At 71.0% G+C, this 13,712-nt stretch carries 9 protein-coding genes; 2 read left to right on the forward strand and 7 right to left on the reverse strand.

Features of this window, described 5'->3' with window-relative positions:
• Window positions 1-91: 91 nt before the first annotated feature.
• Together AC068D_RS31710 and AC068D_RS31715 are read right to left on the reverse strand one after the other, a co-directional pair.
• On the reverse strand, window positions 92-1,669 hold the full coding sequence (locus tag AC068D_RS31710) for an acyl-CoA synthetase (protein WP_478826570.1): 1,578 nt from the start codon (window positions 1,667-1,669) through the stop codon (window positions 92-94).
• Window positions 1,666-2,775, reverse strand: coding sequence for a nitronate monooxygenase (locus AC068D_RS31715; RefSeq protein WP_478826571.1), 1,110 nt, complete (start codon window positions 2,773-2,775; stop codon window positions 1,666-1,668). The genes AC068D_RS31710 and AC068D_RS31715 overlap by 4 nt, the downstream gene beginning before the upstream one ends.
• Before the next feature lie 144 nt (window positions 2,776-2,919).
• On the opposite strand from AC068D_RS31715, the gene AC068D_RS31720 reads away from it, so the two are divergent.
• The gene (locus AC068D_RS31720; RefSeq protein ID WP_478826572.1) at window positions 2,920-4,758 is read left to right on the forward strand and encodes a serine hydrolase domain-containing protein; all 1,839 of its coding nucleotides are present in this window, start codon (window positions 2,920-2,922) and stop codon (window positions 4,756-4,758) included.
• A gap of 145 nt (window positions 4,759-4,903) precedes the next feature.
• On the opposite strand, the gene AC068D_RS31725 is transcribed toward AC068D_RS31720, so the two are convergent.
• A complete protein-coding gene (locus tag AC068D_RS31725) occupies window positions 4,904-5,866 on the reverse strand; it encodes an NADP-dependent oxidoreductase (RefSeq protein WP_478826573.1) in 963 nt (320 codons plus the stop codon).
• A gap of 97 nt (window positions 5,867-5,963) precedes the next feature.
• Here AC068D_RS31725 and AC068D_RS31730 point away from each other — a divergent pair, with 97 nt between their 5' ends.
• Window positions 5,964-7,046: a GlxA family transcriptional regulator gene (locus AC068D_RS31730; protein ID WP_478826574.1), complete on the forward strand. Its 1,083-nt coding sequence runs from the start codon at window positions 5,964-5,966 to the stop codon at window positions 7,044-7,046.
• A 2-nt stretch (window positions 7,047-7,048) separates the two neighbouring features.
• On the opposite strand, the gene AC068D_RS31735 is transcribed toward AC068D_RS31730, so the two are convergent.
• The 4 genes from AC068D_RS31735 to AC068D_RS31750 all read right to left on the reverse strand — a co-directional run bounded on the left by AC068D_RS31735 (window position 7,049) and on the right by AC068D_RS31750 (window position 13,217).
• A complete protein-coding gene (locus AC068D_RS31735; RefSeq protein WP_478826575.1) occupies window positions 7,049-8,614 on the reverse strand; it encodes a phytoene desaturase family protein in 1,566 nt (521 codons plus the stop codon).
• Between the two features lie 56 nt (window positions 8,615-8,670).
• Window positions 8,671-10,008 carry a DUF2252 domain-containing protein gene (locus AC068D_RS31740; RefSeq protein WP_478826576.1) on the reverse strand — a complete coding sequence of 446 codons (1,338 nt, stop codon included), beginning with the start codon at window positions 10,006-10,008 and terminating at the stop codon, window positions 8,671-8,673.
• A gap of 81 nt (window positions 10,009-10,089) precedes the next feature.
• Complete coding sequence (locus tag AC068D_RS31745; RefSeq protein ID WP_478826577.1) at window positions 10,090-12,330, reverse strand: serine/threonine-protein kinase; 2,241 nt, start codon at window positions 12,328-12,330, stop codon at window positions 10,090-10,092.
• Window positions 12,312-13,217 carry an oxygenase MpaB family protein gene (locus AC068D_RS31750; RefSeq protein WP_478826650.1) on the reverse strand — a complete coding sequence of 302 codons (906 nt, stop codon included), beginning with the start codon at window positions 13,215-13,217 and terminating at the stop codon, window positions 12,312-12,314. Before AC068D_RS31750 ends, AC068D_RS31745 begins: the two co-directional genes overlap by 19 nt.
• Window positions 13,218-13,712 lie beyond the last annotated feature (495 nt).

Genomic DNA, 13,712 nt, shown 5'->3' on the forward strand with positions numbered 1-13,712 from the left:
CGCGGAGTGCTGAGCCGATGAGGTGCCGGGCCGAGGGGGCCGTCGGCCCGGCACACGCCCGTGGTGTCCGGGTGCCGGTGACCGGCGACGCTCACAACGAGCGGTCGTGGCCCTCCCAGTAAGGGTCGCGAAGTCGCCGCTTGTAGAGCTTTCCATTGGGATCGCGCGGCATGGCATCGATGAAGTCGACGCTCTTGGGGCGTTTGTAGCCCGCCAGCCCGGTCGCGCAGTGCTCGAGGATTTCCTGGGCCAGAGCCGGGCCCGGGATCAGGCCCTCCGCCGGTTCGACGACGGCCTTGACCTCCTCGCCCCAGTCGGCGTGCGGGATGCCGAAGACGGCCGCGTCGGCCACCGCCGCGTGGGCGAGGAGCGCGGCCTCGATCTCCGCGGGGTAGATGTTGACGCCGCCCGAGATGATCATGTCGATCTTGCGGTCGCGGAGGAAGAGATAGCCGTCCTCGTCGAGGACCCCCAGGTCGCCGACGGTGAAGTAGTCCCCGACCCGGTTCTTGCGAGTCTTGGCCTCGTCCTTGTGATAGGTGAAGCCTCCGGTCGACATCTTCATGTAGACGGTGCCGAGTTCACCGGGCGGCAGCCGGTGGCCGTGGTCGTCGAAGATCGCCAGTTCGCTGATGGGCCATGCCCTGCCGACCGTGCCCGGCTTCTTCAGCCAGTCCTCGGCGGTGGCGAAGGCGCCGCCTCCCTCGCTGGCCGCGTAGTACTCCTCGACGCATGTCCCCCACCAGTCGATCATCGCCCGCTTCACATGGTCGGGGCAGGGCGCGGCTCCGTGGATGGCGTGCCGCATCGACGTGACGTCGTAGCGGCTGCGCACGTCCTCCGGCAGCGACAGCAGCCGGTGGAACTGGGTCGGGACCATATGGGTGTGAGTGCAGGCGTGTGCGTCGATGAGGCGCAGCATCTCTTCGGGGGTCCATTTGTCCATCAGCACCAGCCGGTGGCCTATGTGGAGCGAAGCGCCGGCGAACTGCAGTACGGCGGTGTGGTAGAGCGGTGAGCAGACCAGATGGACGTTGTCGTCGAAAGGCCTGATGCCGAAGATGCCGAGGAACCCGCCGAGGTGGGTCTCCTCGGGGCGTTTTCCGGGCAGTGGGCGGCGGATACCGCGCGGCCGGCCGGTGGTGCCCGAGGTGTAGTTCATGACCCATCCGATGGTGCGGTCCTCGGGCGCCGACCCGGGCCGTCCGTCCAGGAGTTCGGCGTAGGGGCGGAAGCCTGCGACGGTGCCGACGGCGTAGCGGTGGCTCCCGGGCAGGTTCGCCTCGTCGGCCGCGGCGGTGGCCGCGGCCGCGAAGCGTTTGTGCGCGATGAGCACCTTGGCGCCCGAGTCCGCGACGATCCAGGCGATCTCGGGGCCGACGAGGTGGTGGTTGACGGGGACGAGATAGAACCCGGCCTGGGTGGCGGCGAGATAGGCGGTGAAGAACTCCACTCCGTTGGGCAGCACGACGGCGAAGGCGTCGCCCTTCTCCAGTCCCGCCGCGCGCAGACCGTGGACGAGGCGGTTGACGTCGGCGTGGAGGCGCCCCGCGGTCCATTCCTCGCCGTCGGGCGCGATGAGTACGGTGCGCCCGGGGTCGGCTGCCGCCTGGGCCCAGAAGCCTCCCCCGGACTCCGTCCGGGGGGAACCCCCTGACTGCATGCTCATGTTCCGCTCCTTCCGGCGATGCGGCTGATCCGGTCCACCGCGTGCTCGAACCCGCGGGTGAGCTCGTCGAAGACCTGCTGGACGCTGCGTTCGGAGTTCATCCGGCCGACGATCTGGCCGACGGGTGTGCCGAGCAGGGGTTCGATCTCGTATCTCTGGATACGGGAGACGGCTTCGGCGACGAGCAGGCCCTGGAGCGGCATGGGCAGGGTGCCCGGGCCGCTCGGATCGTCCCAGGCCTCGGTCCACTCGGTGCGCAGCTGGCGGGCGGGTTTGCCGGTCAGGGCGCGGGAGCGGATGGTGTCGCCGGAACCTGCGGCGAGCAGCTTGCGGGTGAGGGCTCGGGAGTGGAGGTCGGCCTCGGTGGTGGTGAGCCAGATCGAGCCGAGCCAGACGCCCTGGGCGCCGAGTGCGAGCCCGGCGGCGATCTGCTCGCCGCTGCCGATGCCCCCCGCCGCAAGCACGGGGAGCGGCGCCACGGCGTCGACGACCTCGGGGGTGAGCACCATGGAGGCGATCTCGCCGGTGTGGCCGCCGGCCTCGTAGCCCTGGGCGACCACGATGTCGATGCCCGCTTCGGCGTGGCGGCGTGCGTGCCGGGCGCTGCCGGCGAGGGCGGCGACCAGGACACCGTGGTCGTGGGCGCGGTCGACGACGTCTGCCGGCGGAGAGCCGAGAGCGTTGGCGAGGAGCTTGATCGGGTAGTCGAAGGCGACGTCGAGCTGGCTGCGGGCGACCTGTTCCATCCAGCCGGTGATCCGCCAGCCGGACGCCTCGCCCTCGGGCAGCGCCGGTACGCCGTGTTTGGCGAGGGTCTCCTCGACGAAGCGGCGGTGGCCTTCCGGGATCATCGCCTCGACCTCGGCCTCGGTGACACCCTCGACCTTTCTCGCGGGCATGACGACGTCGAGGCCATACGGCTTTCCTCCGGAGTGTTCCTGGAGCCAGTCGAGGTCGCGGGCGAGGTCGTCCGGGGCGGTGTAGCGGACCGCTCCGAGGACACCGAAGCCGCCCGCCCGGGTGATGGCGGCGGCGACCGCGGGGAACGGCGTGAAGCCGAAGATGGCGTGTTCGACTCCCAGTTTCTTGCTCAGCTCCGTCTCCATGGGCGGCAGGATGCCGTAGCGGCACTGCCGAGGGAAGAGATTTTCTGATGCCGTGTCAGATTCGTGGAGCTTGACGCCCACCGCAGTAAGAAAGTTTCACGTGTTGCACGGCAGCCCGAAGGATTCTTTCGGAGAGGGTGCGGTATGACGGAGGCCTCGGCGGGCCGAGGGATCAGCCGCCGCCGGCTGGGCAGGGGGTTGCTGGCGCTGGGAGGTGTGCTGGTGATCGGAGCGTTTCCGGGCGGCGGCGCAGCTGCGGAAACGGGTGGCGACGACGCATCCGGCACGCCCGGACCGGCCCCCGGTGCGACGCGCGTCCCGCGTCACGGCCGCACGACCCTGCGGCACGGCTCCCCCGAGCAGGCCGGGCTCATCGCCGCCCACCTCGAGCGGCTGGTCTCCGACGCCGAGAAGTACCTCGGCCCTTCCCCGAGCCACCCCTGGTACGCGGGGGCGGTACTGATCGCCGGCCGTGGAGGAACGGTGGCCCTGCACCGGCCGATCGGAAAGGCGGTGCGCTACCGGGCCTACGACGAGAAGACCGACACGGGCGTGGAGTTGCCGGCAGACGAGCAGATCCCGATGGCGGAGGACACCGTCTTCGATCTCGCCTCCGTGTCCAAGCTGTTCACCTCGGTCCTGGCCGTCCAGCTGCTCGAGCGGGGAGCACTGGACCTGGAGGAGCGGGTCGCCGCGCACCTTCCCGAGTTCGGTGCCGCGGGCAAGCAGGACATCACCGTACGGCAGCTGCTGACGCACACGTCCGGATTCCGGGCATGGATCCCGCTGTTCAAGGAACCGACGCGCGAGGGGCAGCTGCGGCTGCTGTGGAACGAGGTGCCCGCGAGTCCGCCGGGCACGAAGTATCTGTACTCCGACCTCAATCTGATCTCGCTTCAACTGGTCCTCGAGAAGATCACCGGCCGGGGTCTGGAGGTGCTGCTCCACGACGAGATCACCGCTCCGCTCGGGATGCACCGCACCCGATTCAACCCCCCGCCCTCCTGGAAGCCGGGCATTGCGGCGACCGAGGACGCCCGGCTGCCGTGGTCCGGGCTGGACCGGGGACTGGTATGGGGCGAGGTGCACGACGAGAACGCATACGCGTTCGGTGGCGTCGCGGGCCATGCCGGAGTGTTCTCCTGTGCCTGGGACCTGGCCGTACTCGCCCGGACACTGCTCAACGGCGGGGCCTACGGGCGGGCCAGGATCCTCTCCGAGGAGTCGGTGGAGCTGATGTTCACCGACTTCAACGCGACATTCCCCGGTGACGCCCATGGCCTCGGTTTCGAGCTCCACCAGTACCGGTACATGGGCGCGATGGCGACACCGGTGACCGCCGGGCACACCGGATTCACCGGAACGAGCCTGGTCCTCGACCCGTCGACGGACTCGTTCCTGGTGGTGCTCGGCAACTCCGTCCACCCGGTGCGCAGCTGGCGCTCCGGCAGCGCCCCCCGCGTCACGGCCGCCAACCATCTTGCCCGCGCCGTCGCCGTACGACCGGACCGTGGCCGCACCGCATGGTTCTCCGGAATGTCCGACGCGACGACCGCGACCCTGACCCTGCCCGAGCTCACCCCTTCGTCAGACCGGGCCCGGCTGCGCTGTTCCCTGTGGTGGGACACGGAGCCGGGCTCCGACAAGGCGTTCCTGGAGGTCTCCGCCGACACGGGCGACGACTGGCGGCCGGTGCCTTTCACGACCGCACGCCGGGGGCAGCCGCCGCTCCCCCGCCCCGAGGGGTGGGTGACGGGCTGGTCGGGCCGGGTCTGGCACGACGTGGACTGCGATCTGTCCGCCTGGCGCGGCCGCCCGCTACGGCTGCGCTGGCGTTACACGACGGACCTGCAGTACGTCGGGCGCGGGGTGTACGTGGACGGCCTCCGGGTCGAGGACGGCGGCCGGACCCTCTTCGACGAGGCCAGGCCGAAGGATGCGGCGCGCATCGAGGCGTCCGGCTGGACGGCCTCGGCGGACTGAGCCCGTTCCTCGGCCGCGGCCCGGCCCCCGAACGGTTCGCCGCTCCGGCCCGGGGTCACGGGACCACGGCGAAGGCCGCGAGGCTCATGACCCGCCGGGAACCCGCACGGCCGGGGCGCGTGCCCCGGCCGTGCACGGACCTCACTCAGCTGTCCAGGACCGTGAGCACGATCTTGCCCCGGGTGCGGCCGGTCTCGCCGATCCGATGGGCTTCGGCGGCGCGTTCCAGCGGCAGGACGGTCTCGACGACCGGTCGCAGCTTCCCCTCCTGGGCGAGTGCGGCGATGGCCCGCATCCCGGTGGAGTCGGGTTCGACGAGCGTGAAGCCGGTGCGGACGCCCCGACGGCCGCTCTCCTCGGCGGAGGGCACCTCGTCGGGCGAGGGCAGTGTGACGAGCGTGCCGCCCTCGCGCAGCACACTCAGGGACCTGGTCCCGTAGTCCCCGCCGATCGAGTCGAGCACAACGTCCACGTCACGGCCGGCGAGCGCCTCCGCGAAGTCCTGCCGGGAGTAGTCGATCAGTTCATCGGCACCCAGCGCCTTGAGCATGGCGTGCTTGTCCTCCCGGGCGGTGCCGATGACATACGCACCGCGCGCGGCCGCGATCTGTACGGCGAGGTGGCCGACGCCGCCCGCCGCCGCATGGATCAGGACACGCTGCCCGGCGCTGAGGCCCGCCGTCTCCACGAGGGCCTGCCAGGCGGTGAGTCCGGCCAGCGGAAGCGCCGCCGCCTCCTCATGGGTGAGGCCCTCGGGCTTGGGCACGAAGTGCCGGGCCGGGCCGGTGACGTACTCGGCGTAGCCGCCGGCCTGGCGCGGAAACTCCGGCATGCCGAACACTTCGTCCCCGGGCTGGTACAACGTGACGCCCAGGCCGACGGCCTCGACGACGCCCGACACGTCGTAGCCCAGCACCGGGGGCTCACCGTGCATCCCGAAGCCGCCCGTGGCCCGGGTCTTCCAGTCGATCGGGTTGACGCCGGCCGCGTGCACCCTGACCAGGATCTCCGTCGGCCCCGGTACGGGCCGGTCGATGGTCACACCCTCGAGCACCTCGGGTCCGCCCCAGGAGGCCGGGCTGATCGCGCGCATCGTGGTGTCGTTCATGAGAAATCCTCTCCGTTCCTTCGGTACGGCACCACGATCCGCGCTCATCCACTCCCACAGAACTGGCCGGATGGCCATGATGTGACAGAATCTGGCCATGAGTGCTGTGCAGCAACGTGACGCGAGTGGTGAGTGGGATGCCCAGAGCGGCTGTGTCGTGCCGCCCGGGGAGGATCCGCACCGGGTCGCGGTCCTCGCCCTCGACGGTGTCATGACCTTCGAGCTCGGCATCCCGGCACGGATCTTCGGGAGTGCCCGCTCCCCTGAAGGGACCGGACTGTACGAGGTGACCGTCTGCACTCCGGACGGAAGGCCGGTCCGCACCGACGGAGGCTTCTCGATCGACGTGGAACACGGCCCCGAGGCGCTGGAGCAGGCGGACACCGTGATCATCGCGCCGACCCACCGGCTGGGCGTCGTAGGAGAGCACGGTGTGCTGCCCGAGCAGCTTGCGGCTGCCCTCGGGCGCATCCGGCCGGGCACCCGTACGGTGTCGATATGCACCGGGGCGTTCGTTCTCGCGGCGGCCGGGCTGCTCGACGGGCGCCCCGCCACCACGCACTGGGCGGAGGCCGCGCACTTCCGGCGGCTGTTCCCGCGCGTGCAGTTCGACGAGGACGTCCTGTTCGTCGATGACGGCGATCTGCTGACCTCGGCCGGGGTCGCAGCCGGCGTCGACGTGTGCCTGCATCTGGTGCGCCGCGACCACGGCAGTGCACTCGCCAATCAGGTGGCCCGGCGCTGCATCGTCCCGCCGTGGCGGGACGGCGGGCAGGCGCAGTACATCGAGCGTCCTGTGCCCGCCCCCACGACGGCCACGACTGCGTCCACCCGCGCCTGGGCACTGGAGCGACTGAACCGGCCGCTGGCGCTGGGCGAACTGGCCGCGCACGCGCGGATGAGCGTACGGACCTTCACCCGGCGGTTCCGTGACGAGGTGGGCGTCACTCCCGGGCAATGGCTGACCGCCCAGCGCGTCGAGGTCGCCAAGCAGCTGCTGGAAGCCAGCGACCTGTCCATCGACCTGGTCGCGGACCGCGCGGGGTTCGGCAGCGCCAACTCCCTGCGTCAGCACATGCGCGAACTCGTCGGTGTCTCGCCCGCCGCGTACCGGCGGACCTTCCACTCCGACACCGTGACCGCCGCGGGCCGCGCACACCAGGTGAGGCCGGCGGACTGAGGTCAGCGACCCAGCGCCGCCATGGCCGCGTTGTGGCCCGGGATGCCGCTCACCCCGCCTCCGCGGACCGCGCCCGCGCCGCACAGCAGAACATTCGGGTGAGCGGTCTCGACGCCCCAGCGGCCGGTCGCATCATCGCCGTAGGGGAACGACAGATCGCGGTGGAAGATGTGGCCGCCGGGCAGCCGCAGATCGCGCTCCAGATCCAGTGGGGTCTTCGCCTCGATGCACGGCAGACCGGCCTCGTCGAGGGCCAGGCAGTCGGCGATCGGCTCGTCGAGGTGGGCGTCGAGTTCGGCGAGGGTGGCCTTGAGCAGCGCGTCCCGGGTGGCGTCGGGGGCGTCGGCGAACAGCCGGGCGGGGGTGTGGAGGCCGAAGAGGGTCAGCGTCTGGTAGCCCTGGGCGGCGAGTTCCGGGCCGAGGATGGACGGGTCGGTCAGCGAGTGGCAGTAGATCTCGGACGGCGGCGCCTCGGGCAGCTGCCCGGCCGCCGCCTGGGCGTACGCAGCCGCCAACTGGCCGTATCCCTCGGCGATGTGGAAGGTGCCCGCGAACGCCTCGCGCGGATCGACGGCACGGTCGCGCAGCCGGGGCAGACGGCGCAGCAGCATATTGACCTTGAGCTGGGCACCCTCGGCCGAAGCCGGCGGCTCCGTGCCGAGGAGCGCGGCCAGGGCCTGCGGCGAGGCATTGACCAGGACCTTGTGAGCGGCGACGGTGCCTTCACCGTCGTCCGTGCGGAAGACGACGTCGGCGGACGCTCCGTCGGTGTCGATCCGGATCGCCTCATGGCCGGTGGCGATCTCGGCTCCGGCAGCGCGAGCCGCGTCGGCGAGCGCGTCGGTCAGGGCTCCCATGCCGCCGACCGGCACGTCCCAGTCGCCGGTGCCGCCGCCGATGACGTGGTACAGGAAGCAGCGGTTCTGGACCAGCGACGGGTCGTGGGCATCGGCGAAGGTGCCGATCAGGGCGTCCGTGAGAACGACGCCGCGGACCAGGTCGTCGCTGAAGTTCTGCTCGATGGCGACGCCGATCGGCTCCTCGAACAGCGTCCTCCAGGTCTCGTCGTCGTCGACCCTGACCCGCAGCTCGTCCCGGGTCGGCAGCGGCTCGGTGAGGGTGGGGAAGATCCGTTCGGCCGCACGGCGCGTCCCCTCGTAGAACCGGAGCCACGACTCGTACTCGCCTTCGGAGCCCGTGAGCTGCCCGAACGAGGTGCGGGTGCGGTCCGTCCCGCCGCCCACCAGCAGCCCGGTCGCCCGGCCGTGGCGCACGGCCGGGGTGTACGAGGACACGGTCCGTTTGCGGACGGCGAAGTGCAGCCCCAGATCGCTGACGATCTTGTCGGGCAGCAGGGACACCAGATAGGAATACCGGGAGAGACGGGCGTCGACCCCGGCGAACGGGCGGGTGGAGATCGCCGCGCCGCCGGTGTTCCCCAGTCGCTCCAGGACGAGGACGGAACGCCCCGCCCGGGCGAGATAGGCAGCGGCGACCAGTCCGTTGTGGCCGCCGCCCACGATGACGGCGTCGTACACGGCTCGGGAGAACGCTTCGGTTGCTGGCATGCCTCTTCGTAGCACGTGATGATCGTCACGGACCAGGGTGCCGTGGAAACCGCTCGTCACAAGCCGAGCACGGCAGTGACGGTACCCGCGGAGATCGCCTCCAGAAGGGCCGAGTGGTCGGCGGCGGTGCGTTCCGCGTACGTCATCGCGAAGTCGGCCATGGCCCGGTCGAACGTGTCCGAATTCCCGAGGTACGCGGCGATGGCGATCCGTTCCCCGGTCCTGGCGTGGGCGCGGGCCAGCACCCTTCCGCACAGCCCGGCGTACTCGCCGAGCAGGGCCGGGGACATGGTGGTGACGTCCGCCGAGCCCTTCATGTCGCGCAGCTGCCGCCAGTAGAAGTGCCGCCCGCCGGGGCCGCTCACCCAGCCGAGGAAGATGTCGCTCGCCGCCTGGAGGAGCCGTTGCCCGGCGACGACCCGCTGGCCCTGGTGCTTGTACGCCGAGGACGCAAGATGGGGTTCGAGCACGGACCGCTGAGCCTCCTTGATCTGCAGGAAGAGCGGGTCCCCGTCGTCGCGGCCGGTCATGAGCGCCACGTAGCAGCGCGTGCCGACACTGCCCACTCCCACGACCTTGCGAGCCGCCTCCACGAACCGGAACCGGTCCAGCAGCACCCTGCGGTCCTCGGGCAGGGTGCTGCGGTAGTCACTGAGGATCTTCCGTACGGCCGCGGCATCGGGAAGTTCGAGTACGTCGAGCAGCGGCGGGTCGTGGACGATTCGCCGGTGGCCCTCGATCACGGCGGTGAGCTTCTCCAGTGCCTGCAGGCTGGTGCGACTGCGGGCCTTGGCGATCCGGGCCTCGACGCGCTCGCGGTCCATCTTGCGTACGAGCTTGAGGAGGTCCGCGCTGTCGAGCCGCTCGTACCAGACATCGAGTTCGCCGAGGCTGGCGAGCCGGCGCATGGTGGTCCGGTACGACTCCGCGCCGGCCAGAGCCGCCAGCCGGGCCCGCGCCTTCGCATGCCCATTGTCCAGCGCGGCGACGGCGACACTGGCGACCAGCCGCTTCACATCCCATTCGAAGGGCCCGGGAAGGGTCTCGTCGAAGTCATTGAGATCGAACAGGAGCGCGCGTTCAGGGGAGGCGAAGGCACCGAAGTTGAGGAGATGCGCGTCTCCGCACAGCTGCACGGTGAGTCCGCTGTGCGGCTGAGCGGCGAGGTCCGCGGCCATGACGGCGGGAGCCCCGCGCAGATACGTGAAGGGGGACACGGCCATCCGGCCGTAGCGGATCGGTACCAGATCCGGCTCCCGGCTCCTGGCCTGCTCCTCGAGGATGCCGATCGGATCGGGCCGGTCCGCAGCGGGGATCCACCGCCCGTGCGACGAGCGGGATGCCCGCTTGCGGGCGTCGCGGCCACGCCTCGCCTCTTCGGCAGGGTCCGTCATACCGCCAGTGTGCAGCGGAGGCCGGGGTCCATGACGGCGGAACCCGGCCGATCGGGTGAAGCGTGCCGGACTGCCCGCGGCTCAGTAGGCCCGGTTGCCGCGCTGCTGGCGCAGCGCCGCCACGCGTCGGTACAGCTCGACCGCCTCTCCGCTCCTGCCGAGCTGCTCCAGACAGTGCGCCTCGTCGTTGCGGCTGGCCAGGGCATCGGGATGGTCGGCGCCGAGCACGCGTTCGCGGGCCTCGGCAACCTGCCGGTAGACGCCGAGCGCCTCCGACCAGCGGCCCAGCCAGCCGAGACCGACGGCCACCTCACGGCGGCTGACGAGAGTGTCGGGGTGGTCGGGGCCCAGCACCCGCTCCCGGATCGTGCAGACGTCGCGAGCCTCGGCGAGTGCCTCCTCCCAGCGGGCGAGCCGTCCGAGGTTGACGCCTAGGCCGTGGCGGGCGCGCAGGGTCTCGGGATCGGCGGGTCCGTGCACTCTGGCCCGGTCGTCGACGAGCGCGCGGTACAGCTCCAGCGCCTCCGCGCTGCGGCCGAGCCGGCCCAGGCTGATGCCGACCTCGTACCGGGCGGAGAGCGTGTCGGGGTGATCGGTTCCGAGCACGTGCGCGCGGGCGGCCGCGACCTCCCGGTATGTCTGCAGAGCTTCTGTCCAGCGGCCGAGCTGTCCCAGGGCATAGGCGACTTCGTACCGGGTGACCAGGGTGTCCGGATGCGCCGCACCGAGCACCCTCGCCCGTCCCTGGGCGACTTCGTACGCCATCCGGTACGAGTCCTCCAGGCGTCCGAGCCGGCTCAGGTTGAAGGCGAGGTTGTGGCGGCAGCGGAGGGTGTCGGGATGGTCGGGGCCCACGGTGCGTTCACGGGAGGCCAACACCGCCGAATACACCTGGTGCGCATCGAAGTGGCGGCCGAGTTGGCCGAGTACGTAGGCGGTCTCCTGGCGGGCGGCCAGGGTCTCCGGGTGGTCGGCTCCCATGGTCCGCTCACGGCCTTCGGCGACGCGGCCGAACTCACGCAGCGCGTCCACGGTGCGCCCGGTCCTGCTGAGGGTGAAGCCGACCTCGTAGCGGCTGGCGAGGGTGTCCGGGTGGTCCGGGCCCAGCGCATGCTCCCGCTCGGCCGCCACCGCGCGGTGCACCTCGCCCGCTTCCTCCCAGCGTCCGAGCCGGCCCAGGCTCAGCCCCGCGTTGTGGCGGCTGGTGAGGACGGCGAGCAGCTCGGGGGACGGGGTGGGGCGCTCGGGCCGGGGCAGCTGGACCGGTACCGGTGCACGCAGGTCGACACCGCTGGTCCACTCGCCGGTGAGGCCCGCGGTGTAGTCGGGGAGGGAGGGGCGGAGCGTGGATGTACCCGCCGCCTTGAGGCCGGTGGTCATGCCCCGGGTCCAGGACGGCAGTCGGCGCGCGCGGGCGGAGGGCGAGGAGTCCGGATCGGGCTTCGGCACCGCATGAGGTGCGGGGGCGGTCAGGGAACGTGCGCCCGTGATCCGGCGGCGCAGCTCCTTGGCGTCGGCGGGCCGGCCCTCGGGTGTCTTGGCGAGCAGGTCCAGGACGATCCGGTCGATAAATCCGGGCAGCTCCGCCCGGTGGTTCCGGAGCGGCTCGGGTGGTGTGTCACGGTGTCCTACGAGGATGGACCACGCATCACCGAGATCGAACGGCGGGACGCCGGTGGCGATCTCGTACAGGACGCATCCCAGCGAGTAGAGGTCGCTGCGGTGGTCAACCTGGCTGCCGCTGATCTGCTCGGGCGACATGTAGTGCGGGGTGCCCATCGCAATGCCCGTACCGGTGAGCCGTGAGGTGAAGCCGATGTCGTGACCGAGCCGGGCGATACCGAAGTCGCAGATCTTCACAGTGCCGTCGGTGAGACGCATGATGTTGGCGGGCTTCAGGTCCCGGTGGACGATGCCCTGGTCATGGGTGTACGCAAGGGCGTCGGCGACCTGTTCGGCGATGTCGACGACCTCGGCCACGGACAGCGGGTGCTGCTTGTTGTCGTCGAGCAGCTGGCTGAGGTTGCGCCCGTCCAGCAGCTCCATCACCAGATAGAGGACGCCTTCGTGTTCGCCGAAGTCATGGACGACGGTCACTCCGCGATGCTGCAGAGCGGCGGCGACCCTGGCCTCTCTGCGGAAGCGTTCGCGCAGCACATCGGTGAATTTCTGGTCGTGCTGCTGTCCGAGCGGTTTGAGGCATTTGACCGCGACACGCCGGCCCAGGGACTCGTCACGTGCCTGCCACACCTCGCCCATGCCCCCGCGCCCGATCTGATCGAGCAGCCGGTACCGGCCGTGGATCAGCCTGGTGTCCGCCATCGCGTGCTGTCGCCCCCGTCGCTCTGCTGCGCCCTCCCCGGCCCGTCCAGTATGGCCGTCTGCCTACGTAGTTTGTACGGTGCGGGTCTGCTGCCGGGCCCGAGTCGCGCCATCGCCTTCAAGATGTGACCCGGCGGAAGCTGCCAGCGCACCCGGGAGGGGATGCAGCGCAGGGCGTTCCCGGTGACGACGAGCCGGCGGGTGACCCGCTCCGGCGGCGGTGAGGACCGGCCGTAGAGCTCGTGGGCGTACGGGGGCAGGGCGTCGTAGGCGAGCGCCGCAGCACGCTGCCAGAGGAGTTCGCGCGCCGGGACGAGGAGGGTGTGGACGGGTGGCCTGCGCAGGAAGCGATCGACCGTACGGGCGTCCGGTCCGGCTTCGAGTTGCGGACGTACGGCCCTGAAGTACTCGCCCAATGCGTCGGCGGTGGCGGGTACACGGGCCGGGTCGAGGCCGACGAGCCGGGCGCTCTCGCGGTGTTCGTCGATGTAGCGGTCCGCCTGGGCGTCGCTGAGCGGGAAGCCGGAGCGGCGCAGGACATGGAGGTACGAGTCCACCTCGGCGCAGTGCACCCACAGCAGCAGATCCGGCTCGTCCACGCCCAGCAGCCGGTGGATTCTGCGCACCCGGGCGCCCGCCTGCTCGGCAGCCCCGGATGTGCCGTAGGTGATGGTGCCGACGAAGTTCGCCGTGCGCATCAGACGGCCCCAGGCGTCGCGCATGAAGTCACTGTTGATCATGACCCCGCGGACGGCCCGGGGATGCAGTGCCTGGAGATAGAGCGCACGCACCCCCGCGACCCACATCATCGGGTCGCCGTGCATCTGCCAGGTGACCGATTCGGGGCCGAAGAGGCCGGGATCGCGGTCCTCCGGGTCCACACGCATATGTCGCCGTGTCACAAAGCCTCCTCGACGGCCCTGACGAATGCCCTCGACCTGCGGTGCCGGCCAGAAGCAGCGGGCTTCACCTCGCCGACACCCCAGCTTGGCACTCTGGCACAGCTCGCCGACAACCGGACCGTCGTTGAGCGCGGCGGCAGCGCCCCTGAGAGCGATGATCTCGGCCGCTGACGGGCTCGGTGGGCGCCTGGTGCGTATTCCTTCCGGCCTGCGCCGGGCCGGAAGGGTTCCGGTGACCGGTCCAACTCCGAGGTGCTGTCGGCATTTCCGTGCAGTCGACGGCTCGTGCCGGCACCGCGCGCCTTCATCGACCAGCCGCCGGCCGCCCTGCGCCGCGGCGCAGGGCGGCCCGTATGCGCTCGTACAGCGCGGTCAGCAGGGACGAGCCGGACGGCGCACTGCCGGTCGTCCTCGGATCCGGCGCACGGAACCCGGGGCGTTCAAGGCGAACAACCGGACTGCAGGCCCCTCGGCCGGCCC

This window comes from Streptomyces sp. NPDC043861 (assembly GCF_056435905.1).

Coding starts and splice junctions, on each gene's coding strand:
- AC068D_RS31710 (WP_478826570.1), bottom strand. CDS start 1,669: ATGAGCATGCAGTCAGGGGGTTCCCCCCGGACGGAGTCCGGGGGAGGC.
- AC068D_RS31715 (WP_478826571.1), bottom strand. CDS start 2,775: ATGGAGACGGAGCTGAGCAAGAAACTGGGAGTCGAACACGCCATCTTC.
- AC068D_RS31720 (WP_478826572.1), top strand. CDS start 2,920: ATGACGGAGGCCTCGGCGGGCCGAGGGATCAGCCGCCGCCGGCTGGGC.
- AC068D_RS31725 (WP_478826573.1), bottom strand. CDS start 5,866: ATGAACGACACCACGATGCGCGCGATCAGCCCGGCCTCCTGGGGCGGA.
- AC068D_RS31730 (WP_478826574.1), top strand. CDS start 5,964: ATGAGTGCTGTGCAGCAACGTGACGCGAGTGGTGAGTGGGATGCCCAG.
- AC068D_RS31735 (WP_478826575.1), bottom strand. CDS start 8,614: ATGCCAGCAACCGAAGCGTTCTCCCGAGCCGTGTACGACGCCGTCATC.
- AC068D_RS31740 (WP_478826576.1), bottom strand. CDS start 10,008: ATGACGGACCCTGCCGAAGAGGCGAGGCGTGGCCGCGACGCCCGCAAG.
- AC068D_RS31745 (WP_478826577.1), bottom strand. CDS start 12,330: ATGGCGGACACCAGGCTGATCCACGGCCGGTACCGGCTGCTCGATCAG.
- AC068D_RS31750 (WP_478826650.1), bottom strand. CDS start 13,217: ATGCGTGTGGACCCGGAGGACCGCGATCCCGGCCTCTTCGGCCCCGAA.